Origin of the sequence: Rhizobium sp. 'Codium 1' (genome assembly GCF_020889605.1) — a bacterium.
Lineage (GTDB): Bacteria > Pseudomonadota > Alphaproteobacteria > Rhizobiales > Rhizobiaceae > Allorhizobium > Allorhizobium algae.
Genome location: NZ_JAJGPW010000003.1, coordinates 377,174 through 402,475 on the forward strand (window position 1 = coordinate 377,174; position 25,302 = coordinate 402,475).

The 25,302-nt window shown below is 60.1% G+C and carries 17 protein-coding genes; 8 read left to right on the forward strand and 9 right to left on the reverse strand.

Annotation, left to right across the window (positions count from 1 at the left end):
• Positions 1–183: 183 nt before the first annotated feature.
• Together LJE98_RS11250 and LJE98_RS11255 are read left to right on the forward strand one after the other, a co-directional pair.
• Positions 184–4,971: an NAD-glutamate dehydrogenase gene (locus LJE98_RS11250; RefSeq protein WP_229575303.1), complete on the forward strand. Its 4,788-nt coding sequence runs from the start codon at positions 184–186 to the stop codon at positions 4,969–4,971.
• Positions 4,972–5,070: 99 nt separating this feature from the next.
• Complete coding sequence (locus LJE98_RS11255) at positions 5,071–6,390, forward strand: MFS transporter (RefSeq protein ID WP_229575304.1); 1,320 nt, start codon at positions 5,071–5,073, stop codon at positions 6,388–6,390.
• A gap of 72 nt (positions 6,391–6,462) precedes the next feature.
• Here the strand turns inward: LJE98_RS11255 and purH are convergent, their stop codons facing one another.
• The 4 genes from purH to htpX form a co-directional block, all read right to left on the reverse strand.
• Positions 6,463–8,079, reverse strand: a complete 1,617-nt coding sequence (gene purH / locus LJE98_RS11260) for a bifunctional phosphoribosylaminoimidazolecarboxamide formyltransferase/IMP cyclohydrolase (protein WP_229575305.1) — start codon at positions 8,077–8,079, stop codon at positions 6,463–6,465.
• 102 nt (positions 8,080–8,181) lie between these two features.
• Positions 8,182–9,858: a heparinase II/III family protein gene (locus tag LJE98_RS11265; RefSeq protein WP_229575306.1), complete on the reverse strand. Its 1,677-nt coding sequence runs from the start codon at positions 9,856–9,858 to the stop codon at positions 8,182–8,184.
• Positions 9,859–10,014: 156 nt separating this feature from the next.
• On the reverse strand, positions 10,015–11,403 hold the full coding sequence (locus LJE98_RS11270) for an RsmB/NOP family class I SAM-dependent RNA methyltransferase (protein WP_324255827.1): 1,389 nt from the start codon (positions 11,401–11,403) through the stop codon (positions 10,015–10,017).
• Positions 11,394–12,356 (reverse strand): zinc metalloprotease HtpX, encoded by a 963-nt coding sequence (gene htpX, locus LJE98_RS11275; protein ID WP_229575307.1) that lies wholly within the window; start codon positions 12,354–12,356, stop codon positions 11,394–11,396. The genes LJE98_RS11270 and htpX overlap by 10 nt, the downstream gene beginning before the upstream one ends.
• Before the next feature lie 125 nt (positions 12,357–12,481).
• Here htpX and LJE98_RS11280 point away from each other — a divergent pair, with 125 nt between their 5' ends.
• Positions 12,482–12,691, forward strand: coding sequence for a DUF1674 domain-containing protein (locus tag LJE98_RS11280; protein ID WP_229575308.1), 210 nt, complete (start codon positions 12,482–12,484; stop codon positions 12,689–12,691).
• A gap of 51 nt (positions 12,692–12,742) precedes the next feature.
• Entirely contained in the window at positions 12,743–13,195 is a 453-nt protein-coding gene (locus LJE98_RS11285; RefSeq protein ID WP_229575309.1) for a thermonuclease family protein, read from the forward strand.
• A 364-nt stretch (positions 13,196–13,559) separates the two neighbouring features.
• Here the strand turns inward: LJE98_RS11285 and acs are convergent, their stop codons facing one another.
• Positions 13,560–15,512 (reverse strand): acetate--CoA ligase, encoded by a 1,953-nt coding sequence (gene acs / locus LJE98_RS11290; RefSeq protein WP_229575310.1) that lies wholly within the window; start codon positions 15,510–15,512, stop codon positions 13,560–13,562.
• A gap of 233 nt (positions 15,513–15,745) precedes the next feature.
• Between acs and LJE98_RS11295 the strand changes: the two genes are divergently transcribed.
• The gene (locus LJE98_RS11295; RefSeq protein WP_229575311.1) at positions 15,746–16,447 is read left to right on the forward strand and encodes a DUF1013 domain-containing protein; all 702 of its coding nucleotides are present in this window, start codon (positions 15,746–15,748) and stop codon (positions 16,445–16,447) included.
• Between the two features lie 69 nt (positions 16,448–16,516).
• Here LJE98_RS11295 and LJE98_RS11300 read toward each other — a convergent pair whose 3' ends face one another.
• Complete coding sequence (locus LJE98_RS11300; protein ID WP_229575312.1) at positions 16,517–18,454, reverse strand: propionyl-CoA synthetase; 1,938 nt, start codon at positions 18,452–18,454, stop codon at positions 16,517–16,519.
• A 110-nt stretch (positions 18,455–18,564) separates the two neighbouring features.
• A complete protein-coding gene (locus tag LJE98_RS11305; RefSeq protein WP_229575313.1) occupies positions 18,565–19,224 on the reverse strand; it encodes a YggS family pyridoxal phosphate-dependent enzyme in 660 nt (219 codons plus the stop codon).
• A gap of 193 nt (positions 19,225–19,417) precedes the next feature.
• On the opposite strand from LJE98_RS11305, the gene leuS reads away from it, so the two are divergent.
• From leuS to holA, 3 genes are read left to right on the forward strand one after another with little or no spacing between them, the layout of a single operon-like run.
• On the forward strand, positions 19,418–22,039 hold the full coding sequence (leuS, locus tag LJE98_RS11310; RefSeq protein ID WP_229575314.1) for a leucine--tRNA ligase: 2,622 nt from the start codon (positions 19,418–19,420) through the stop codon (positions 22,037–22,039).
• Positions 22,029–22,544: a hypothetical protein gene (locus LJE98_RS11315; protein ID WP_229575315.1), complete on the forward strand. Its 516-nt coding sequence runs from the start codon at positions 22,029–22,031 to the stop codon at positions 22,542–22,544. Before leuS ends, LJE98_RS11315 begins: the two co-directional genes overlap by 11 nt.
• Positions 22,545–22,552: 8 nt before the next feature.
• Complete coding sequence (holA, locus tag LJE98_RS11320; RefSeq protein ID WP_229575316.1) at positions 22,553–23,599, forward strand: DNA polymerase III subunit delta; 1,047 nt, start codon at positions 22,553–22,555, stop codon at positions 23,597–23,599.
• Here the strand turns inward: holA and LJE98_RS11325 are convergent, their stop codons facing one another.
• Positions 23,600–24,481: a ParB/RepB/Spo0J family partition protein gene (locus tag LJE98_RS11325; RefSeq protein ID WP_229575317.1), complete on the reverse strand. Its 882-nt coding sequence runs from the start codon at positions 24,479–24,481 to the stop codon at positions 23,600–23,602.
• Between the two features lie 23 nt (positions 24,482–24,504).
• Positions 24,505–25,299 carry a ParA family protein gene (locus LJE98_RS11330; RefSeq protein ID WP_229575318.1) on the reverse strand — a complete coding sequence of 265 codons (795 nt, stop codon included), beginning with the start codon at positions 25,297–25,299 and terminating at the stop codon, positions 24,505–24,507.
• Positions 25,300–25,302 lie beyond the last annotated feature (3 nt).

The following is a 25,302-nucleotide window of genomic DNA, read 5'->3' on the forward strand; positions in this document are numbered from 1 at the left end:
CGCGATTCCGCTCCACAACCGGTCATAAGGCCCGTCACATCGGCCATTTTTGACAAAATTTCTCGGAAAGCACAAATTCAACCGCATATTTTTGCCTGATTTTTTCATATGCATGATCCATACATACTTTCGCAAATCATTTGCGCGACATTACGCGAAACGACGCAAGCTTCGGAGGGGTAAATGGGCAGGACGGGCATCACCAAGCGGGACGAACTTCTGGAAAAGGCGGCGGAAACGGCCCGCAGCCTCGGTGGAGAATTCCTTGCACCCGCCGTGATCTTCGGCAGGGCCAGCAACGACGATATCGATCGCTATGACGCATCCATGCTCGCACGGTCGGCAGCCAGGGCAGCTGGCGATATCGCGGGCTGGGATCGCCAGACCCCGCACATCCGGATCGAGGCCATCGACGGCGTGAGCCCCCTCGGCGTACCCGTAAGCGTGTTGTCGATCGTCGACCACAACAAGTCCTTCCTCTACGATTCGCTGATGGGCGAGGTCACCAGCCACTTTCGCGACATCTATATGGCGGTGCATCCAATCCTTGCCGTGACTCCGCGCGGTGAGATCTCACTGTCGAACCCGGACTCGGTTCCCGAAGGCGCAATCAAGGTGAGCTATATCCAGCTCCATCTCGCGCCGCTGACTGAAGAACAATCCACCGACCTCATCCAGAGGCTCCAGCACGTACTTGGCCAAGTCAAGATGGCAGCGACCGACTGGAAGCCGATGCTGAGCCTGCTGGAGAATGCGCTTTCGGACCTGCGCGATCTCTCCGCCGGCAGGAACGAACCGGAGCGCGACGAGGCCGTCGCGTTTCTGGAATGGCTGCGCAACAACAACTTCACCTTTCTCGGCATGCGTGAATATGTCTATTCGGGCGATGGCGCCAATGCGACGGTGGAGCGCGACAAGGGCAGTGGCCTCGGCATTCTTTCCGATCCCAATGTTCTGGTACTGCGCCAGGGTCAAAATCATGTGACGACGACGCCGGAGATTCTGGCCTTTCTTCAGGGACCGGACTTCCTCATCGTCACCAAGGCGAATGTCAAATCAGTCGTTCATCGACGCGCCTATATGGACTACGTCGGGATCAAGCGTTTTGGTCCGAACGGCAAGGTTGTCGGCGAACTTCGCATCGTCGGTCTTTTCACGGCAACCGCCTACACCAGATCCATCAATCAGATCCCGCTCCTGAGGGCAAAAGTCGAGAAGGTCGTCTCCTATTTCGACTTTGACCCGCGCAGCCATTCGGGGCGCATGCTGCAGAACACGCTGGAAAACTATCCCCGCGACGACCTCTTCCAGATCACCCCGGATCTTCTGGCGAAGTTCTGTGAACAGATCAACGACCTGTCAGAGCGCCCCCGCGTCCGCGTATTGCCGCGCATCGACCATTTCGACCGCTTCGTGTCTCTGATCGTCTACGTGCCGCGCGAAGACTACAATTCCATGGTCCGCGAAAAGATCGGCCTTTATTTCCAGTCCGTTTACAACGGCCATGTTTCCGCCTTTTACCCGGCCTTCCCGGAAGGCGGGGTCGCACGCGTACACATAATCATTGGCCGGCGCGAGGGCGCCACGCCGCAGATCCCCCAGGCGACCCTTGAGGACGCAGTTCGTGAGATCACCGCCCGCTGGACGGATCGGTTTTCAGCGCTGGCCGGTGCCGGAGCACCGGCACTCGACGTGGGCCAGGCTTTTCAGGAAGCCTTTACCCCGGAAGAAGCCGTCAGCGACCTCAAGCACATCAAGGCGTGCCTGGCCGGGGCTCCGCTTTCACTGGAATTCCACCAGGTCGCAGGCGAACAGGGACCACTCCTCTATCTCAAGATCTTTCACGCCGGGGACCATCTGCCGCTTTCCCGCCGGGTGCCGCTTTTGGAGAACCTCGGCTTCCGCGTCATCAGCGAGCGCACCTTCGACATTGACGTCAGGCAATCCGATGGGACGCAGCCCACCGTTGTCCTGCACAACATGGAGCTGCAAACGCCAGACGGCGTCACATTCGACATGGCACGGCATGGCAATCAGGTGCAGGAAGCCTTCATCGCCGCCTTCACCGGCGCCGTCGACAACGATGCCTTCAATCGCCTTATTCTCGCAGCCGGCGTGAACGCGCGTGAGGCATCAGTTCTCAGGGCCTATGCCGCTTATCTGCGCCAGGCCGGCGCAGTGTATTCTCTCACCTACATGGCAGAAACGCTGACGAAGCACCCGGCTATCGCCGCCGATCTCGTCACCCTGTTCCGCAACCGTTTCGATGTTGCGCTGGCAGAGAAGATCCGCAAAAGCAGGCAGAGTGAGCTATTGCAGGCTCTCGAGACCAAACTGACAGACGTCAAGAGCCTCGATGAGGACCGCATCCTGCGTCGCTACATCAACGTGATAGAGGCGACGCTGCGCACCAACTTCTTCCAGATGGGCTACCGCCAGAGCGATCGTCCCATGCTCGCCTTCAAGTTCGATCCCCACCAGTTGGAGGGGCTGCCGGAGCCGCGCCCCTTCCGCGAAATCTTCATTTACGGCGTCGAGGTCGAAGGCGTGCACCTTCGCTTTGGCAAGGTCGCCCGTGGCGGCCTCCGCTGGTCGGATCGCGCCCAGGATTACCGAACGGAAGTGCTCGGTCTCGTCAAGGCGCAGCAGGTGAAGAACGCCGTCATCGTGCCCGTTGGGGCCAAGGGCGGCTTCTTCCCGAAGCAATTGCCGCCCGCCAGCAACCGTGAAGCCTGGTTTGCCGCCGGAACGGAGGCCTACAAGACCTATATCCGCACTCTGCTGTCGATCACCGACAACATTGTCGCCAGCGAAATCGTCCCGCCATCCGATACGCTTCGGCCGGATGGCGACGATCCCTACTTCGTTGTCGCGGCCGACAAGGGCACGGCAACCTTCTCCGACACCGCCAACGGTCTCGCGCAGGAGGCCGGCTTCTGGCTCGACGACGCCTTCGCGTCGGGAGGGTCTGCCGGCTACGACCACAAGAAGATGGGTATCACCGCGCGCGGAGCCTGGGAAACGGTCAAACGGCATTTCCGCGAAATCGACACCGACATCCAGACGACACCATTCACGGTAGCAGGCGTCGGCGACATGTCTGGTGACGTCTTCGGCAACGGCATGCTGCTGTCGGAAAAGATCCGGTTGATCGCGGCCTTCGACCACCGCGACATCTTCATCGATCCCAACCCAGATCCGGCCATCTCCTTTGCGGAGCGCAAGCGCGTGTTCGACCTGCCTCGTTCCAGCTGGCAGGATTATGACCGTTCGACCCTGTCTCCGGGCGCCATGATCATCTCGCGCGCGGAAAAATCCGTGAAGCTGACGCCGGAGGCCGCAGCTGCCATCGGCCTGGGCAGTGGATCCACCACACCGATGGAGATCATCACCGCGATCCTCAAGGCACCGGTCGACCTTCTCTGGTTCGGTGGCATCGGGACCTACATCAAGGCCGCAGCGGAAACGGATGCCGAGGTCGGTGACCGCGCAAACGATGCAATCCGCATCAATGCGACCGATGTTCGTGCCAAGGTCATCGGCGAGGGCGCCAATCTCGGCGTCACCCAGAAGGGTCGCATTGCCTATGCGTTGAACGGCGGTCGATGCAATTCCGACGCGATCGACAACTCGGCCGGCGTGAACTCCTCCGACGTCGAGGTCAATATCAAGGTCGCACTGAGCCCTGCCATGCTGGAGGGGCGCCTGCCCCGCGAGGAGCGCAATGTACTGCTGGCCCAGATGACCGATGAAGTCGCCGATCTGGTCCTGCGCAACAACTATCTCCAGTCGCTGGCAATCTCGTTGACGGAAGCCAAGGAGGCGGGCAACCGGGAGGAACTGAGCCGGCTGATGGATTATCTCGAGGGCATGGGGCGCCTCAATCGCAAGGTCGAGACACTGCCGGATGCCGCTGCCGTTGCAGAGCGTTATGTCTCGGGCAAGGGCCTCACCCGGCCGGAAATCGGCGTGCTCCTCTCCTATGCGAAGATTGTGCTCTTCGACCAGCTGACCGAATCCGCACTGCCGGATGATCCCTACTGTGAAACGACGCTCGCCAACTATTTCCCGGCCGCGATGCGCAAGACCTTCGGCGCCGATATCGCCAGCCACCGCCTGCGCCGGGAGATCATCGCGACTGTGCTCGCCAATCATGCGATCAACCGGGGTGGTCCGGGCTTCGTGGTATCGGTCTGCGACGCGACGGGCAGCTCACCGGACGAGGTTGTCAAGGCAGCGCTCGTGACACGTGACGCCCTCGGCCTCACTGCACTCTGGGACAAGATCGACGCGCTGGACGCCAGAATTCCGGGGCGCACTCAGAACAGGCTCTATGCGATCGTTTCCGAGGTCTACTCGACGATGACCCGGCTCCTGCTGGAAACTGGCCTCGCCAAGGGACCAGTCGGCGATGCTGTCGCACAGCTGACCACAGCCGTGGCAGCAGCAGGACCGGTCTTCGAAAAGACAGTTCCTGCCCCGCTACGGCAGCATTTCGACGACCAGATCGGGGTGCTCATGGAGGCCGGTGCGCCATCGGCCTTGGCCACCGAAGTGGTCAACCTCCAGACCATGCAGCTCCTGCCGGAAATCCTGCAGATCGCCGAACGGACGGGAGCCGACTTCGCGACATCCATGCGCGGCTTCTTCGCCGTGTCGGAGGCCTTCCGCATCGGGCGTATCGTCGAGAACGCCGGTCGGATCCAGACGACGGATCACTATGACAGCCTGGCTCTGACACGCAGTCTCGATCGGATCGGCCAGGCGCGCCGGCAGATCGTCTGCACAGCCCTGACAAGCCATGGCAAAGAGGCACAGCCGGTCGATGCGTGGATTGCCACCGACAGGACCCGGGTCGAACGGATCGGCAAGGAACTCGCTTCGATCGTCGATAGCGGTGAACCGAGCATCTCCAAACTTGCGGTCGCCGCCGGGCTGCTTGGCGATCTTGCGCAAGACCACATGAGGTGACACTGTCCCGGGCCTGAGAGCCTTTTGGGGGTGCGCGTGACGACAAGTGTGAACGTAGGATCCAGCCACCGCCCCATCGACAAAGGGGTCCGTGGCTGGATGTTTTTCGACTGGGCGGCCCAGCCGTTCTTTACTGTCGTGACGACCTTCATCTTCGGCCCATATTTTGTTGCGCGCATGACCGATGATCCGGTCAGCGCGCAGACCGCCTGGAGCAATGCGGCGACGATTTCCGGCGTCATCATCGCTTTGCTCGCACCGATCCTCGGCTCCATCGCGGACGAATCCGGGGCCCGAAAGCCCTGGATTGCCGTTTTCGCGGTCGTCAAGATCATCTGCCTTGCCCTGCTATGGACGGCCGCTCCCGGTTCATCCGTGGCTTTTGTAATGCTCTTGATCATCCTTGCGAGTGTCGCTGCAGAGTTCTCCATCGTCTTCAACGATTCGATGATGCCGCGTCTCGTCAGCCAGCAGGATGTCGGCCGGGTCTCCAACATCGCATGGGGACTGGGCTACATGGGCGGCATGATCGTGCTGATCTTTGTCGTTCTCTTCCTCGCGGGCAGCCCGACCACCGGCAAGACTTTGATCGGAATTGATCCCCTTTTCGGACTCGATCCGGCCTCTGGGGAAGATGCGCGCATCACGGGTCCCATCTCGGCGGTTTGGTACTTCCTCTTCATCCTGCCGATGTTCCTGTTCACCCCCGATGCGGCTAAGGGAAAGTCGCTCGGTTTGGCCGTCGGTTCCGGCCTTCGTGAGATCCGGGCAACGCTGCGCGAACTCCGGCATCGGAGCAATATCCTGCGTTTTCTGATTGCGCGCATGGTCTATCAGGATGGGGTCAACGGCCTTCTTGTACTGGGCGGGGTTTTTGCCGCCGCCATGTTCGGCTGGTCGACCATGGAAATCGGTATCTACGGGATCATCCTGAACGTCGTCGCGATCTTCGGCTGCCTCATTGCTGGCCGCGTGGACCGGGCAATGGGCTCCAAGGTGGTCGTCCTGTTGGCCCTTTCCCTGCTGATTATCGCAACCTTTGGCATCATCTCGACCGGCGTTGATTTCACACTTTTCGGATTGGTCAGCCTTCCCGTCATCAGCACGGAAGGCCTCTTCGCCACACCGGCCGAGAAAGCCTATATCCTGTACGGACTGCTGATCGGCGTCTCGTTTGGTCCCGTTCAGGCCTCCTCGCGCTCCTATCTTGCGCGAAGCGTCGAACTCCATGAGGCGGGCCGCTATTTCGGCATCTATTCACTGTCGGGACGCGCGACCAGCTTCCTCGCCACGCTTTCCTTCTCGATTGTCACCGCCTGGTCAGGCTCGGCGCGTGCCGGCATGGCCACGCTATTGATCTTCCTAGTCACCGGTCTGGTCATGCTTTGGCGGACGAGCTACCCGGCAAGCGACCGCTGATCTCGCGGGTTGAAAACGCAAAAGGGCCGGCGGATCACTCCGCCGGCCCTTTGTAGCATTCCAGGCTGCCGCTCAGTGGCGGAAGTGGCGGATACCGGTAAAGACCATCGCCACGCCATGTTCGTCCGCCGCAGCGATCACTTCATCATCCCGCATCGAGCCACCCGGCTGAATAACCGCAGTGGCGCCGGCAGCGATCGCTGCCAGGAGGCCATCGGCGAAGGGATAGAAGGCCTCGGAAGCCACGGCGGATCCCTTCGTCAGGGGCTCGGCAAGTCCGAGTGCCTTTGCCGCATCCTCGGCCTTGAGAGCTGCGATCCGGGCCGAGTCGACGCGGCTCATCTGGCCGGCACCAATGCCGGCCGTCTGACCGTCTTTTGCATAGATCACCGCATTCGACTTCACATGCTTGGCAATCTTGAAGGCGAACTTCATATCCTCGAGCTCGGTCGCTGTTGGTGCCCGCTTGGTGACGACCTTCAGGTCGAGGTCCTCGACCATGACATTGTCGCGGCTCTGCACCAGCAGACCGCCGGAAACAGTCTTCGCCATGATACCGCGAGAGCGCGGATCGGGCAGGGTGCCGGTCGTCAGCAGTCGCAGGTTCGGCTTGGCGGCAATGATTGCCCTGGCTTCATCCGTCACCTGCGGCGCGATGATGACTTCGGTGAAGAGCTTGACGATTTCCTGAGCCGTCTCGGCGTCCAGGATCTGGTTCAAGGCGATGATACCGCCGAACGCCGACGTGCTGTCGCAGGCGAGTGCACGCTTGTAGGCTTCGACGAGGCTGTCGCCGGTCGCGACGCCGCAAGGATTGGCATGCTTGATGATCGCGCAGGCCGGACCGTTCTCCGGCGGGAATTCGGCAACGAGTTCGAAGGCTGCATCGGTATCGTTGATATTGTTGTAGGAGAGCTGCTTGCCCTGGAGCAGGGTGGCGGTCGAAACACCCGGGCGAGTGTCGCCATTGACGTAGAAACCGGCACTCTGATGCGGGTTCTCGCCGTAGCGCATCTTTTCCTTCAGGACACCGCCGACAACGCGATAGGACGGCATCTCGATTTCCAGCGCCTCGGCGAACCAGTTCGAGATTGCAGCATCATAGGCAGCCGTTCGGGCATAGGCCTTGGCGGCCAGTCGCTGGCGCAGGGCGTAGGTCGTCTGGCCGTCATTTTCGCCAAGTGCTGCGACCACTTCGGAGTAGTCCGCCGCGTCCGTAACAACGGTCACATAGGCATGGTTCTTCGCCGAAGCGCGGATCATGGCAGGCCCACCGATATCGATGTTCTCCACCGTCGTCGGATAATCGCCGCCAGCGGCCCGAACCTGTTCGAACGGGTAGAGGTTGATGACCGAGAGATCGATCGCTTCTATACCGTGCGCTTTCATCGCCTCGACATGCTCGGCATCGTCACGGATGGAAAGAAGGCCACCATGCACAAGCGGATGAAGGGTCTTGACGCGCCCGTCCATAATTTCCGGAAAACCCGTGATTTCGGATACGTCGGTTACAGGCAGACCGGCCGTTGCCAGAGCCTTGTGCGTGCCGCCGGTCGACAGCAGGCGCACACCACGCTCATGCAGAGCCCTCGCGAATTCGACGATGCCGGTTTTGTCCGAGACCGAAAGCAGTGCGGTGCGGATGCGCACGAGGTCGGGGGCGGGGATCTTCTTGGATACGACGGCCATGGTTCACACTCCGAGCTGGCAGGCGCCCGGAGAAGCGGCAGCGGGCGCGATGCCGCCGCCTAGCACAGCTTCATCCCCGATGAAACCGCAAGATCGTCGCCTTCAGGCGTGATGGGCAAGAAACCAGCGAATTTCCGGCCCCTCGAAGACGATCTCGAGTTGCTGCGACTGGCGGATTCCCGAGACGTCGGCAAAGAAGACATCCTCTGTAACGGCCAGTTGGCCCACGGGAATGGAAAACGTCCAGCTTTCTCCGTCCGGGGCAACGAGCCGAACTTTTCGCTCGTCCGCGCGCTCAATGGTGATCGACGGATGAATATGGAAGCGCGCGACGACTTCAGCACCCGGAAGATTGGCAGTGGGAAGCCCGTCGGGAAGCAACAGTCGATCCCGTCCCGCGATCTTGTTGCCCTGTTCGTTGATGCGAATTTCGCGTTCGTGCACAACGCCGAACCGCTCCACATATCCGTCATGGCGCGCCGATAACCGGTCGCCTCCGTCAGGACCGGTCTGCCGGTCGACCCCGACCCGGCTCGGCCCCGTCGCCATGATAGGACCGAGGTGGGACATACGCGCGAACTGCGCCGAAGAGATGTCTCCGATGCAGAGCGTGCTGTGTGCCGCCGTTGTTCGGGCAAGCTGGCGAAGACGCTCACCTGCAAAACGCGGTGAACCGCTATTGATGATGAAGCGGTTGCGCCCGGAGGAGAGCTCGAATGACAGACAGCCCGCATGCGCAGTGGCAGAGAGACGCGCCGACAGCGGGATTCCCGTATCCACCAGGATGATTGTTTCACCACCGGCAAGCCGGTGATAGCCGCCATGGGGCAGGGCCTTGAACGGCTGCCCCGCGGTTTCGTCATAGCGCAGGACACTCATCAGGTCGGTAGCGAGTGACGAACAGGCCCCGTTGAACAGAGCGAGATCACCGCTGCTATGCCGGAAGAACCGCACCGCGGGATAGATCCGATCGACAACCGGGATGAGTTTCGGCGGAACGTCATGCCCAAGGTTGATATAGCTCTGTCGGAGCGGCAGAAGATCGAAAAGCAGTTCCACCGAGGCTTGCGGATTGCGTGAGTAGTGGCTCCCGTCCGGCAAGACCTGCCGTTCCAGCTCCCGATCCAGCATCCGCCCTGCGCGACGCACGGCCGTCGGCCGCGCCTCCGCGGCGATGGACGCCATGGCGATGGCAATCCGTGCTGTCAGCCTCGGCAATCCCTCGGGGAGCGAGCCGACACGGCGCTGCAGATACCGGACCTGCTGACTGAGGGATGCCGTGAAGCGGCGATAGAAGCCGGCCTCGGCATCGTGCAGAACAACTGGGGAGTGGGAGAGCCAGCTGATGATGCGGCGTGAAACGACATCAGGCTCCCAGGCAACGCCAGCGGCACGGCCTCCATGCATGGCAATCCATTGGTCCACGATTGATCGCGTGTGGGCGCAGTTGTCGGCTGTCTTGTTCGCCCGCATATGGCGCAGCCAGCCGAAGCCGTGCAGCCGCCGGGCAAACTGCAGTGATGGCAGTTCAAGCGTGAAGGGCGACTGGACACCAGTGTCGAGCACTCGGCCGGCCAGAGGAAAGCGCCCGTTCAGGATTTCTTCTGCCACAAAGGGATCCACCGCCCTGAGATCGGTGGGCGCGACAATGACACGTGTAATCCGGAAGCTGCCGGAGGACAGGCTCGATGGCCTGGACACCGCGGCAGCCAGCCGCAACCGGCGCCACCCTTCGGCGACGTGCAGTGTGACCAACTTGCGGCGATCGACAAATCGCATTCTGTATCCTGTCGGAAGGATCGAAATGATCCGCCGGTTTCACATCTGACACCTGGAGTCAGCAGTGCAATTCCGTTTCATAGCGACATACGCCGCGCCTGCAGAGCAGGGACGGCGGGGACAGCGAACTTCCCAACAAGTTTATTCAGATATTAGTTAAGTTTTAGCAATGACCGCTGCGTAGAAACCGTCAAGGCCGCCGAGGTCCGGCAACATGGCCGGCGTTGTCCGAAACTCCCCCTTCGGCGTGATCGCAGCTTCGAGACCCGGCCAGTCCGCCGGATTGATCGGCAACAACATCAAGCTCGGATCATCAGCGAGAACGCGCGAAACCACATCCTCCCCCTCGATCGGATCGATAGAACAGTTCGAAAAGACCAGTCGCCCGCCCGGCTTCAAGAGCGTGAGGGCATGCCGAAGCAAGCCTTCCTGCACGGACGCAAGTTTTGTGATATCGCTGGGCTCCTTGGTCCAGAGCACGTCCGGGTGACGCCGCGTCGTGCCGGTAGACGAGCACGGCGCATCCAGGAGGATCGCGTCAAAGCTCTCCGCCGCATCCATGGCCATCAGATTGACGCAACGGATTTCGGCCGTCAGCCCCAGCCGAGCGAGATTGCCCTCAAGCCGCTTCAGCCGCGACTTTGACTGCTCCACGGCAAGGACATCGCCGCCGGCCATGACCAATTGTGCCGTCTTGCCACCGGGGGCCGCACACAGATCCGCGACGCGCTTGCCGGAGAGATCCCCGAACAGCTGTGCAGGAAGAGCGGCAGCGGCGTCCTGAACCCACCAGGCGCCTTGATCGAAGCCCTCGAGCGAGGGGATCGATCCCTTAAATCTATCGAGCCGGATGCTGCCGGTCGGCATGACCTGTCCACCGAGCCTTTCAGCCCAGGCGCTGGCGTCGCTCTTGACGGTGAGGTCGATCGTCGGCGGCTCGAGCTGCGACGCCGCGATCGCCTGCGCATGCTCCTGACCATACACTGCCGTCAGTCGCTGCATGAACCAGTCGGGCATGCAGGGAAGATCCTCCACCGACGTGAGCAGGCCGGTCTTCTCGCGTCCGATCCTTCGGAGGATGGCATTGACAAGCTTGGCAAAGCGGCGGCTGCGCGGATCGCCGGACGCCTGCTCCACGGCAAGGTCCACCGCGGAATGGTCTGGAACATCGAGATAGAGCATCTGCGCGGCTGCCACGACCAGCAGGTGGTGAAGCGATCTCGCGCCCTCCGGCAAAGGATTGTCCAGGAGCTGTGCAATGATGGCATCGATCCGCGGCGAGTGCCTGAGCGCACTCTGCAGGATCGCCTTGACGAGGCCGCGATCGGCATCGTTCAGCGGCAGAAAGGCCGGATTGCCGTGCTCCGGATCAAGCATACCGTCGAGCGAGGTCTTGCGATCGATCACGGCAGCCAGGATGCGGGTCGCGGCGATGCGCGCCTCAAGCCCCGGCTTCATGGACTGTCGGGACAATCTTTCCCCGTGCCCCCTGTTTCCCGCCTGTCTGTTTTTCGGTTTGCCCGTCGATGTGTCGCTCAAGACCATGGTCCCTTGGGTGGTTCGGCATTGCCGCGCCCCCAACCGGTGGTCGGAACGGAACGCGCAGTGCGCGTTGCCTTAACAGGGGCTTCAGGCGGCGTCGATCCCCCCGCGCGGATATCGGTCATGGCCAGCAGCGCCTCGATCCTGTTCCGGGTGTCCGGATGCGTGGAGAAAAGATTGTCCATCCGTTGGCCGTTCAAGGGATTGATGATGAACATGTGGGCGGTCGCAGGGTTACGTTCGGCAGCCGTGTTTTCGATCTGCGATGCGTCGCCCGCGATCTTCTGTAGCGCGGATGCGAGCCAGCGGGGCTGGCCACAGATCTCGGCGCCACGTCGATCGGCTGCATATTCCCGCGTTCGGCTGATTGCCATCTGGACCAGCATCGCCGCGAGCGGCGCCACGATCATGGCGATCATGACCCCGATGAAACCGAAGGGATTGTTGCGATCGTCGCGGCCGCTGGAGAACAGGAAGGCGAAGTTCGACAGCATCGAGATTGCGCCGGCAAGCGTTGCCGTAATCGTCATGGTGAGCGTATCGCGGTTCTCGATATGGGCGAGTTCATGGGCCATGACACCGGCCACTTCTTCCGGTGTCAGCCGCTGCAAGAGCCCGGTCGATGCCGCAACGGCGGCATTCTGTGGGTTTCTGCCCGTCGCAAAAGCGTTTGGCTGCGGATTGTCGAAGACATAGACCTTCGGCATCGGCAGGCCGGCATTGCGCGCCAGATCTCTCACCATGACGTAGAATTCTGGCGCTGTACGCTCATCGACTTCCTGTGCCCGATAGGCACGCAGCACCATCTTGTCCGAATTCCAGTAGGAGAAGATATTCATGCCCGCCGCCACGACGAAGGCAATCATCATTCCACCCCCACCGCCGATCAGAAAGCCGACGCCCATGAAGAGGGCTGTCATGAAGGCGAGCAGCATTGCAGTCCGCATTGTATTCATGTCGTGGTCCTCTAACAGCAGTGCGTCCGGCAATACTGTTGCCGTTTTCGCCTGTTGATTTAAAAAGCGGCGACCCCAATTTCAATGTTTGCGCATGAAATGGGGTCTCAGCGGAGGACGATGTGATGTCAGAAGATCGTGAAGCCGACCACGGCGGCGTGCAGGAACAGCCGCGTGAACTGAACCCAGCCGCAAAACGGGCACTCGCGGAAGCAGAGGAGCGACGCCGCAGGCAAGCATCTGCCGAAATGCCCACAGAGATCGGTGGCCGCGGTGGTGCGGATCCTGCGCGCTTCGGTGACTGGGAGATCAAGGGTCGCGCAATCGATTTCTGACAGGAAGAATTACCTATTGATCGCGGGAGCTGATCGGAATATGTTCCTATTATGTTCCGACCCCGCGCCGTTCTAATCCGATTTCTTGCAGCTGTCTCCCTGGGATCGCCAGTCTCGACAGAAGCCCACGATCTGTACGGCCCGGTAAAGGCGGACATTGTCCGCGTCATCGATGGCGACACCATCCTGGTTGATGCGCTGCCTTGGCCGAACCAGCGGATAAGGACTTATGTTCGACTACGCGGCATCGATTCCGCCGAGATGAATTCGCCGTGCCCCGCGTTTCGGCGATCGGCAAATCTGGCGAAGCAAGCGCTCATCACAATGGTCGAAGGCCGGGAGAGTGTGACCCTGACGGCAATCACCGGCGACAAGTATTTTGGCAGGGTCGTCGCAACCCTCAAGACCGATGATGGCCGGGATCTCGCGCGTGAGCTCATGGAACGTGGGCTGGCTGAACCCTACGAGGGAAAGCGAAAGCTCCGGTCCGCCTGCCCCGGCTGACAAGTTGTATATGGATTGTGGACAATCACTGCCCGGGACTGCTTTATCGCCACATGTCTATTGTTCGAGATTTTCGGCAGCGCTTCGCATTTCTGCTGCTTTCGCTTCTTTTAGCGCTCCACGGCCCTGCCACCAGTGCATGGGCAGCCAGTGCAGAATCAGCCGCACGAACCTGCAAACAGGTTTCGACCTGTGAGGACGCCGTGATTCTATGGTGCAACGGCTACCGGCGCGCGGACGGGGATGGTGACGGCATTCCCTGTGAAAACGTCTGCTCCACACGGGAGCAGGTCAACGAGATCCGCCGCGTGATCGGATGCTGAAACACCGGGAGCCCTATGGGCCCCCGGTGATATGATCTTCGTCAGGCGCTCTTGTTCTGGCGATTGGCGATCAGATCGTCGACGACAGCAGGATCGGCCAGCGTCGAGGTATCTCCGAGCGCACCGAAATCGTCCTCTGCGATCTTGCGCAGGATGCGGCGCATGATCTTGCCCGAACGGGTCTTTGGCAGCCCCGGCGAGAACTGGATTTTGTCCGGCGTTGCGATCGGGCCGATTTCCGTGCGGACGTGTTTCACGAGGTCGGCGCGCAGGGCATCATTGCCCTCCTGTCCCGACATCAGAGTGACGTAGCAATAGATGCCCTGCCCCTTGATGCTGTGCGGATAGCCGACAACCGCCGCTTCCGACACGAGATGGTGCGACACCAGCGCCGATTCGACTTCAGCAGTGCCCAGGCGGTGACCCGAAACGTTCAGCACATCATCCACGCGGCCGGTGATCCAATAGTACCCGTCCTCGTCACGACGGCAGCCGTCACCGGTGAAGTACTTGCCCTTGTAGGTCGAGAAATAGGTCTGCACGTAGCGATCGTGATCGCCATAGACGGACCGCGCCTGACCTGGCCAGCTGTCGGTGATGCAGAGATTGCCGTCGGTGGCCCCCTCCAGCACATTGCCCTCATTGTCGACCAGTTCCGGCTTCACCCCAAAGAACGGCTTGGATGCCGAGCCGGGCTTGAGTGCCGTTGCTCCCGGCAGCGGCGTGATCATGATGCCGCCGGTTTCGGTCTGCCACCAGGTATCCACGACCGGCGACTTCTGCTCGCCGACGACATTGTAGTACCACTCCCACGCTTCCGGATTGATCGGCTCGCCGACCGAGCCAAGAAGGCGCAGCGAGGAGCGATCCGAACGTTTGACGAAATCGTCCCCGGCCCCCATCAGCGAACGAATAGCCGTCGGCGCCGTATAGAAGATATTGACCTTGTGCTTTTCGATGACTTCCCAGAACCGCCCCTGGTCGGGGAAGGTGGGAATACCTTCGAACATCAGGGTCGTGGCGCAGTTCGAAAGCGGGCCGTAGACGATGTAGGAGTGGCCGGTGACCCAGCCCACGTCGGCGGTGCACCAGTAGACGTCCCCGTCTTGATAGTCGAAGACATATTCATGCGTCATCGAAGCATAGACGAGATAACCGCCCGTCGTGTGCATGACACCCTTGGGTTTTCCCGTCGAACCAGAGGTGTAGAGGATGAACAGCGGATCCTCCGCCTTCATCTTGACTGGCGGGCAATCCGCCTTGACCGTGTGCACTTCCTGGTGATGCCAGATGTCGCGGCCCGGGGCCCAGCCGATCTTGCCGCCGGTGCGGCGCACGACCAGAACCTTGTTGACGAGGACATACTGCTTCGCTGCAATGTCGATGGCGATATCGGTGTTTTCCTTGAGCGGCACCGGCTTCCCACCGCGCACGCCCTCGTCGCAGGTGATCACAAATGTCGACTCACAGTCGACGATGCGGCCTGCCAGAGCCTCCGGCGAAAAGCCGCCGAACACGACCGAATGTATTGCCCCGATGCGCGCACAGGCGAGCATTGCATAGGCAGCTTCCGGGATCATCGGCATGTAGATCGTGACGCGGTCGCCCTTCTTGACGCCGTGCTTCTTCAGCACGTTCGCCATGCGGCAGACATGCTCGTACAGCTCGTTATAGGTGATCTTCTTGTCGATATAGGGATTATCACCTTCCCAGATGATGGCGGTCTGTTCGCCATGCGTCTTGAGGTGACGGTCGATACAGTTGTAGGAGACGTTCGTCAGGCCGTCCTCAAACCATTTGACCGGGACCCTCCCCTTGAATGAGGTGTTCTTGACCTTCGTGTAAGGCTTGAACCAATCGATGCGCTTGCCATGCTTGCCCCAGAACTTTTCTGGGTCTTCGATGCTCTCCTCATACCATTTCTGGTACTTGTCTTCATCGATCAGCGCGCGGGCTTTTGCCGATTTCAACACCGGATAGGTTTTGGCTGACATGAATTCCTCCTCATGTTGACGGGCCACTACTGGCGACCAGGACCGTCCTCCCCGGCCTATCGCCGACATTCATAGCAGCTGAAAAACGGCCAGCAATTAGACAAAGGTCATTCGTGACTTCGCGAATTGCAATTTCGTTACATAATCGCTATAAGGACGCCGAATTCCCGGAAATAGTGGTTTAAACCCACGGCCCGCGACAACCGGCGCGGACCCTCAGAAGGATTGTATCCATGGCCCAGACACTGCTCATGCCGAAGGCGACCGCTGTATGGCTCGTCGACAATACCGCGCTGTCATTCGACCAGATTGCGCAGTTCTGCAAGCTGCACCCGCTTGAGGTGAAGGCAATTGCGGACGGCGAAGCAGCACAGGGCATCAAGGGTCTCGACCCGATCGCAACCGGGCAGCTGTCGCGTGACGAAATCGCCCGGGCCGAAAAGGACGTGAACTACAAGCTCAAGATCTCCGAGCCGAAGGTGCGTGTCCCCGACTCGAAGCGCCGTGGCCCGCGTTACACGCCGGTTTCGAAGCGCCAGGATCGCCCGAATGCCATCCTCTGGCTCGTGCGCAATCATCCGGAACTGAAGGATGCCCAGATTTCTCGCCTCGTCGGCACGACGAAATCGACGATCGAGCAGATCCGCGACCGCACCCACTGGAACTCCGCCAACCTGGCGCCCATGGACCCCGTAACCCTTGGCCTTTGCAGCCAGATCGATCTCGACCTGGAAGTGGAAAAGGCATCCAAGGGCCGGCCACTCCCGACCGCCGCCGAACTCGGCGCGACCCTCCAGTCTACGAGCGAAACCGAGAACGCCGGTTTCAGCTATGAGCGCGAGGAAGAGAAGGAAATCGACGCCAACGCTGTCTTTGCCAAGCTCCAGTCGCTGAAATCCGATCGTCCAAGCGACGAGGAAGACGATCAATACTGATCAATTGCGACGCGTATTTTGCCCCGGCTGCTCATTGCGGCCGGGGTTTTTTATTGCCCGAAGTTAAGCTCAGGCGCTTGCGGCAGATGTGGCCGACGCAGAGACCTGTCCATGCGCCTGCAGAACGGCGGTGATTTCGTCCAGGATTGCAGGGTCGTCGATCGTCGCTGGCATCTTCCAGGGCAAACCATCCGCAATCTTCTGCATGGTACCCCGCAGGATTTTGCCCGATCGGGTCTTCGGCAGGCGATCGACCATCAGCACCATCTTGAAGGCCGCCACGGGACCGATCTCGTCACGCACCAGCTGAACGATTTCCTTCGCGATCAGGGCATGGTCGCGATGCACATTCTTCTTCAGCACCAGAAAGCCGCAGGGGATCTGGCCCTTGAGTTCGTCGGCAATCCCGATGACCGCGCATTCGGCCACATCCGGATGCATGGCACAGACCTCTTCCATGCCCCCGGTAGACAGGCGGTGCCCGGCGCAGTTGATGATGTCGTCGGTCCGGGCCATGACAAAGACATAGCCGTCCTCGTCAATGACGCCGGCATCCGCCGTCTTGTAGTAGCCCGGGAATTCTTCGAGGCACGACGACCGGAAGCGCTCATCCGCATTCCAGAATGTGACGAGACACCCAGGGGGTAGGGGAAGCTTGGCGACTATGTTTCCGAGCGTCCCCGCTGCGACGGGATGTCCCGCATCATCAAGCACGTCGAGCGCATAGCCGGGCATGGCCTTCGTTGGAGATCCATGTTTCACGGGAAGCAGTCCAAGACCCGCCGGATTGGCCGCAATCGCCCAGCCTGTCTCCGTCTGCCACCAGTGGTCGACCACCGGGATCTTGAGGATCCGCTCGGCCCATTTCAAGGTTTCGGGATCAGCCCGCTCGCCAGCGAGGAAAAGAGCTCTCAGCCCGGACAAGTCGTGGCGGGCAACATGGTCACCCTCGGGATCGTCGCGTCGGATCGCACGAAAGGCTGTTGGCGCCGTGAAGAGAACCTTCACATCGTGATCACTCACCACCCGCCAGAATGTGCCCGCATCCGGCGTGCCCACAGGTTTGCCTTCGAAGACGACCGTGGCATTGCCCGCCAGCAGTGGGCCATAGACGATATAGGAATGGCCGACGACCCAGCCGATATCCGACGCGGCCCAGAACACCTCGCCAGGCTTGACACCATATATATTCGCCATCGTCCAGTTGAGGGCGACCATATGCCCCCCATTGTCGCGTACCACCCCCTTGGGCTGGCCTGTCGTGCCGGAGGTGTAGAGAATATAGAGCGGGTCGGTTGCCGCAACCGGCACACAGTCGACGGTGACGCCGTTGATCTTCTCCTGCTCCATCGCCAGGGCAAGATCCACGTCGCCATGCTCATATCGCAGCGGCGCATGATATTGGTCGCGTTGCAGCACGAGGCAGTAATCCGGCTTGACCTTCGCCATGTCGACGGCTTGGTCCAGCAGAGGTTTGTAAGGAACGACCCGTCCCGGTTCGAGGCCGCAGCTCGCGCCGATGACAACCTTAGCACCAGAATCGTCGATGCGCGTGGCAAGCTCATGCGCTGCAAACCCGCCAAAGACGACGGAATGCACTGCACCGATGCGGGCGCAGGCAAGCATCGAGAAAACGGCCTCCGGGATCATCGGCATGTAGATGATCACCCGATCGCCTTTGACCACTCCATGATTGCGCAGCACAGCGGCGATCGCCGAAACTTCGACAAGCATCTGGTCATAGCTGTAGCGCGCCGTCTGACCGGTCATCGGGCTGTCGTAAATGACCGCCGTCTCTGCACCCCGGCCCGCCGCGATGTGTCGGTCTATGCAGTTGAAGCAGGTATTTGTCTCGCCACCCGTAAACCAGCGGCCATAGCTACCTTCCAAAGGGTTGAAGACGGCCTCGGGCGCCTTGTACCAATGGATCTGTTCCGCAGCGGCGCCCCAGAAGCCCTCCGGGTTCGCCTCCCAGGAGTCATAGATGTCCTGATAGTTCTCGCGCATGTCGATCCTCCCATGACAACGCATCGGCTTTCGCCTTTGCGATCATTTTAGGATCGACGGGGAGGGGAGGGAAGAGAGACCAAAGCGCTATGCCGAAGGTCTAAGGCGAACTAGCGCACGCCAAAAATCGCCGACCCCACGCGGACGCTCGTTGCGCCGAAGCCGATGGCGGTCTCGAAATCACCCGACATCCCCATGGAAAGCTTCGACAGGCTGTTCTCATCCGCGAGCTTGGCGAGCAGAGCAAAGTGCGGTCCGGGATTTTCGTCGGCCGGCGGGATACACATCATGCCCTCGATCCGCATCGATAGCTCATCCCTGCAAAGCGCGACGAAAGAAGCCACATCGTCAGGCGCGATGCCCGCCTTCTGAGGCTCAAGGCCTGTGTTGACCTGAATGTAGAAGCGGATCTCACGACCCTGCCGCCTGACTTCCTCAGCCAATGCGCGCGCAATTTTTTCCCGGTCAACCGTTTCGATGACGTCGAACAGCGCCACCGCTTCTGCCGCCTTGTTGGACTGCAGGGGACCGATGAGGTGAAGCTCGATGTCCGGGGCTTGCGCTCTCAACCCAGGCCACTTGCCCTGTGCCTCCTGCACCCGGTTCTCTCCGAAAACCCGCTGCCCGGCATCGATGGTTGGGCGGATGTGCTCCGCATCAAAGGTCTTCGATACCGCAACAAGAGAGATGGAATCCGGCTCACGACCGGCTTCCGCCGCCGCTTTTGCAATCTTGCTCCGAACATCCTGAAGCCGCTCTTCAACCGTCATGCCTACCCTCGTCATTACCTGACCGATATCTGGCGTCACCAGACCTTTCTACAAGGGGGTAATCGCTCGCTCCGGCTATGGCAAGCACTCGCCCGGAAAGGCCGCGCGGATGCCTCAAAAACTTGACGCTTGGCCGGTTTCATGATGAAGGTCGGCCCTCTCTTTTTGATGCTTATTCCCGGAAATGCGATCCATGGCTACCGAACGTTACAATCCGCGCGACGCCGAGCCCCGTTGGCAGGCGAAATGGGCCGAAGACAAGGTCTTCGAGACCGACAATGCCGATCCGCGCGAGAAATACTACGTCCTCGAGATGTTCCCCTATCCCTCCGGGCGCATCCACATGGGTCACGTCCGCAACTATGCGATGGGCGATGTCGTGGCACGCTATAAGCGTGCCCGCGGCTACAACGTGCTTCATCCGATGGGCTGGGACGCCTTCGGCATGCCCGCTGAAAATGCGGCCATGAAGAACAAGGTTCATCCCAAGGCCTGGACCTATGAAAACATTGCCACCATGCGTGGTCAGCTGAAATCGATGGGTCTGTCGCTCGACTGGTCGCGCGAATTCGCCACCTGCGACGTCGATTACTACCATCGCCAGCAACACCTCTTCCTGGATTTCCTGGAAAAGGGCCTCGTTTATCGCAAGAATTCCAAGGTCAACTGGGACCCCGAGGATATGACCGTGCTCGCCAACGAGCAGGTCATCGACGGTCGCGGTTGGCGCTCCGGCGCACTCGTTGAACAGCGCGAGCTGACGCAGTGGTTCTTCAAGATCACCGACTTCAGCCAGGATCTGCTCGACGCACTCGAAGATCTCGATCAGTGGCCGGAAAAGGTCCGGTTGATGCAGAAGAACTGGATTGGCCGTTCTGAAGGCATGGCGGTGCGCTGGGAAGTCGCATCCGGCAGTGAAGCCAGCGAAGTCACCGTCTACACAACCCGTCCAGACACGCTGTTTGGCGCCTCCTTCCTGGCGATCGCAGCGGATCATCCCATGGCGAAGGAAGTGGCTGCGCGCAACGAAGCGATCGACGCTTTCTGCCAGGAATGCCGCAACGCCGGCACGTCTCTGGCAGCGCTTGAGACCGCCGAGAAAAAGGGCATCGATACCGGCATCCGCGTGAAACATCCGCTCGACCCGAGCTGGGAGTTGCCGGTCTATGTCGCCAACTTCGTCCTGATGGAATACGGAACGGGAGCCATCTTCGGCTGCCCTTCCGGAGACCAGCGCGACCTGGACTTCGCCCGCAAATATGATTTGCCGGTCGTGGCGGTTGTCATGCCTGGGGATGGTGATGCCGCAAGCTTTGAGATTGGGGACACTGCCTTCACCGACGACGGGGTGATGATCAACTCGCGCTTCCTGGATGGGCTTTCGACCACCGAAGCCTTCGAAGAGGTTGCTAACCGACTGTCGTCGCAGCAGCTGAACGGCGCCCCGCAAGGCGAACGCAAGGTCAACTTCCGTCTGCGCGACTGGGGCATCTCCCGTCAGCGCTACTGGGGTTGCCCAATCCCCGTCATCCATTGCGACGATTGTGGCGTCGTACCGGTCCCGAAGAAGGATCTGCCGGTCAAGCTGCCGGATGACGTCAGCTTCGACAAGCCTGGCAATCCGCTCGATCGCCATGCCAGCTGGCGGCATGTCGCCTGCCCCTGCTGCGGCAAGGATGCCCGTCGTGAGACTGACACGATGGACACTTTCGTCGATTCCAGCTGGTACTTCGCCCGCTTCACCGCCCCGTGGGAAGACAATCCGACGGATCCGGCGGTCGCCAGCCATTGGCTGCCAGTCGATCAGTACATTGGCGGCATCGAGCACGCGATCCTTCACCTGCTCTATTCCCGTTTCTTCACTCGAGCCATGCAGGAAACGGGGCATGTCGGACTGAAGGAGCCTTTCAAGGGTCTCTTCACCCAGGGCATGGTGGTTCACGAGACCTACAGCATTGGAGAAGGACTTCAGCGCGAATGGGTGGCGCCGGCGGATCTGCGGATCGACGAAACCGACGGAACGCGTCGCGCTTACCTGCTGAGCAGTGACCAGGAAGCGAAAATCGGCTCGATCGAGAAAATGTCGAAGTCGAAGAAGAATGTCGTCGATCCAGATGACATCATCGATTCCTATGGTGCAGACACCGCACGCTTCTTCGTTCTCTCGGACTCCCCCCCGGACCGCGACGTGATCTGGTCGGAGTCCGGCGTCGAGGGCGCACACCGCTTTGTCCAGCGTGTCTGGCGACTGATTTCAGAAGCAGCGGAACGTCTCAACTCGGTTGCTCCGAATCCGGCTAAGGACGGGGACGGGCTCCCGGTCTCTCAGGTCGCGCACAAGACGCTGAAGGCCGTTCAGGGTGATCTGGACAAATTGGCCTTCAACAAGGCGATCGCACGTATCTACGAGCTCGTGAATTCATTGGCTGCACCGCTGACGAATGTCGCGGCAGGGCAGGGTGATGCAAGCTATGTTGCGGCTGTCCGCAACGCCGCGGAGATCCTGATCCAGCTCATAGCGCCGATGACCCCACATCTCGCCGAGGAAGCCTGGTCCGTCCTTGGAAATCAGGGTCTTGTTGCCCAGGCCGCCTGGCCGCAGTTTGATGAAGCACTGGTTGCCGAAAACGAGATTGTTTTGCCTGTGCAGATCAATGGCAAGAAGCGCGCCGAATTGACAATCGCGCGCGACGCAGACCAGAATGCAGTCCAGGAAGCCGTGTTGGCTCTCGACGCCGTCAAGGCCGTCCTCAACGGTCAGGCCCCGAAGAAGATCATCGTTGTCCCGCTAAGGATCGTGAATATTGTCCTGTGAACTCAAGCCATCCACAGTGCTTCGGCGCTCGCTTCTGATTGGTGCGGCCTTGCTTCTCGCAGGCTGCCAGGCGCGTCCTCTTTACCAGGACGCGAATGGTGAAGCGCGAGGCGCTCTGGCGGCAATAGCCTATTCCGAAGCCTCCAGCCGCGTTGGGCTCGAGACTCGCAACCGTCTGATCTTCCTCACCAGTGGCGGTGATCAATCCAAGACACCCGAATACAGCCTGGATCTGACGGTCAGCGGTGGTGTCGAAGGGGTCCTTCTCGAAGAAGGAGCCGATACACCCAATGCTGGACGTGCCGCCATTGTCGGCACCTACACGCTCAAGCGGATTTCAGACGACACAGTTCTGAAAACCGGCAGGCGGACAGCTGTTGCGCTTTTCGATTACCCGAAACAGGAATTCGCAAAGTTGCGGTCCGCACGCGACGCGGAAACTCGTGCTGCGCGGGAACTTGCGGAACTCATCTATGCCGATCTTGCCATGGCGCTCGGTCGCTGACTGCGGCCATGAGTGAAATCAAGTCTCACGAGTTCGAAGGATTCTTGCACAAATCGGTCCGGCATTACCGAATCTTCGTCATCTATGGTCCTGATCGCGGTCTTGTTGCAGAGCGCGGAGCGCAAATAGCGAAGTCCACGGGCGTGGATCTGGCAGATGGGTTTGCACTGATCAAGCTCGATGCGTCCGATATTCAGTCCGATCCAGGTCGCTTGCTCGACGAAGTCAATGCCTTCGGCCTCTTCGGAGGGGAAAAGCTCATCTGGATCCGTGGGGCGGCGAACGAAAAGCAGCTGGTAGACGGTCTGGCGCATATAGCTTCGCAGCCTCCCGAGGGTAGTTATGTGCTCGTCGAGGCCGGTGATCTCAAGAAGGGCTCGGCCCTTCGCAAGGTCGCCGAGAGTGAGCGCCGCATTGCCTGTATCGCTTGCTACCAGGATGACGCAAGGGCACTCAACGGCTTGATCGACACAGAGCTGGCAGCGTCAAACATGCGGATCACACCCGCCGCAAGACAATTGCTGCTCGACTCGATTGGCGGCGATCGCATTGCGTCTCGCAACGAAGTTCAGAAGCTGATCCTGTACTGCATGAAGGATGAGCTAATCGACGAAGCTCACGTCCTCGACATTGTCGGCGATGCCAGCGCAGTCTCGATAGACGAAGTCGTGGATGCCGTTCTTGCTGGCGATCCGGATGGCTTCCTGCACGCCGTACAGAAGGTCATCGCATCAAAGACTGCGGTTTTTCTCGTTCTGCAAGGAACGATGAAGCAATTGCAAAGCCTGGAATTGATGCGCCTTGAGATGGAGGAGCGGCAACAGCAAGCCCCTCAGGTCATGCAAACGCTCGGGCGCGGCATTCATTTCAAGCGCAAGCCGGTTGTCGAGAAAGCGTTACGGAACTGGAACAGTTCTGACCTTGCGCGCGAGACTGCCCGCTTGAATTCGGCAATCCTCCAAAGCCGGCAGAACGCATCTCTCGAGGACGACGTCGCGATCCAGACACTGCTCGCCACGACCCTGCAATCGGCGCGGCGCAATAGACGAACTTGATCAGCGCGCTTCCAAGAGCCGGCAAATCTCTTCCAGCTGATCGAGTGTCTTGTAATTGATCTTCAGCTGTCCGCCGCCGCCCTTGTGGCTGATTGAGACGGAAAGTCCGAGCCGGTCGGAGAGGCTCCGTTCCAACGCAATCGTATCCGAATCCTTCGGCTCCCGGTTTTCGGCGGGCGCTGGATCGTGCTGTGCCTTGATGTGGTTTTGTGCCAGCTTCTCCGCATCGCGAACGGAAAGGCCCTTCTGGGCGATCGTCTTGGCCAGGGTTACCGGGTCAGGCGTCGAAACCAAGGCTCTCGCATGCCCTGCAGACAGGCTGCCATCCGCCAGCATGTCACGCACCGGATCAGGCAGCTTCAGCAAGCGCAGACTGTTGGCGACGTGGCTTCTGCTCTTGCCGATGATCTCTCCGAGATCGTTCTGGGTATAGCCGTGCTCGGCGATCAGCTGCTCGTAACCCAATGCTTCTTCCAGTGGGTTGAGATCGGCGCGCTGGACGTTTTCGACGATAGCCAGCTCAAGTGCGGTCCGATCGTCGACATCACGAACAATAACCGGGATCTCCACGAGACCGGCGAGCTGCGCAGCGCGCCAGCGCCGCTCGCCTGCAATGATCTCATAGCGATCCATGCTGATGGTGCGCACGACGACGGGCTGAACAATGCCATGTTGCCGAATCGAACCAGCAAGATCCTGCAATTCTGCTTCATCGAAGTATCGACGGGGGTTTTTTGGACTGCGGGCAACGAATTCAATGGGGATCGTACGATCGGGATTGACCGTCGAACGGGGCTCACCGACCGGAACAGGCTGATCCATTTCCCCGATCAGTGCCGCAAGTCCACGGCCGAGGCGCCTTTTCGATACGTCTTCGCTCATACTCATACACCCTTATACGAATTTTAGGCTGCCTTGCGCTGCCGCTCACGCTGAATGACTTCCGAAGCGAGCTGCAGGTAGGCCTGGCTGCCGGCGCATTTGAGGTCATAAAGAATAGCCGGCTTACCATATGAAGGCGCTTCAGAGACTCGAACATTGCGAGGGATTAGTGTCGTATAGACCTTCTCACCCAGATGTTCGCGAACATCGCTGACGACTTGCTGTGCCAGATTGTTGCGGGAATCGAACATGGTCAGGACGATACCCTGGATGTCGAGAGTCGGATTGACCGTCTGACGCACCTGGTTGATCGTATCGAGCAACTGGCTGAGCCCTTCGAGGGCAAAAAACTCGCATTGAAGCGGCACAAGCACGGAATGGGCGGCGGCCATGGCGTTCATGGTCAGCAAATTGAAGGAAGGCGGGCAATCCAAGAGCACATAGCTGTAGCTACGCGCGTCATCCAGATTGAGTGCCTTCTTGAGCCGGAACACCCGGTCCGGCTGCTGCGAGATCTCCATCTCGAAACCGAGGAGATCCATGGTCGAAGGCACGATGGAAAGGTTCGGCACGGCTGTTTCGAGCACAGCCTCGGATACGGTATGGGTTCCGATCAGAACATCATAGGACGAAAGACGGCGCGCACGCCGGTCTATTCCAAGACCAGTGCTTGCATTGCCCTGGGGATCCAGATCGACAATGAGAACGCGCTCGCCAATTGCTGCGAGAGCGGTCGCCAGATTAATGGCTGTTGTCGTCTTGCCCACACCACCTTTTTGGTTGGCGATGGTGATGATGCGGTTTTTTTCGAGACTCATTTG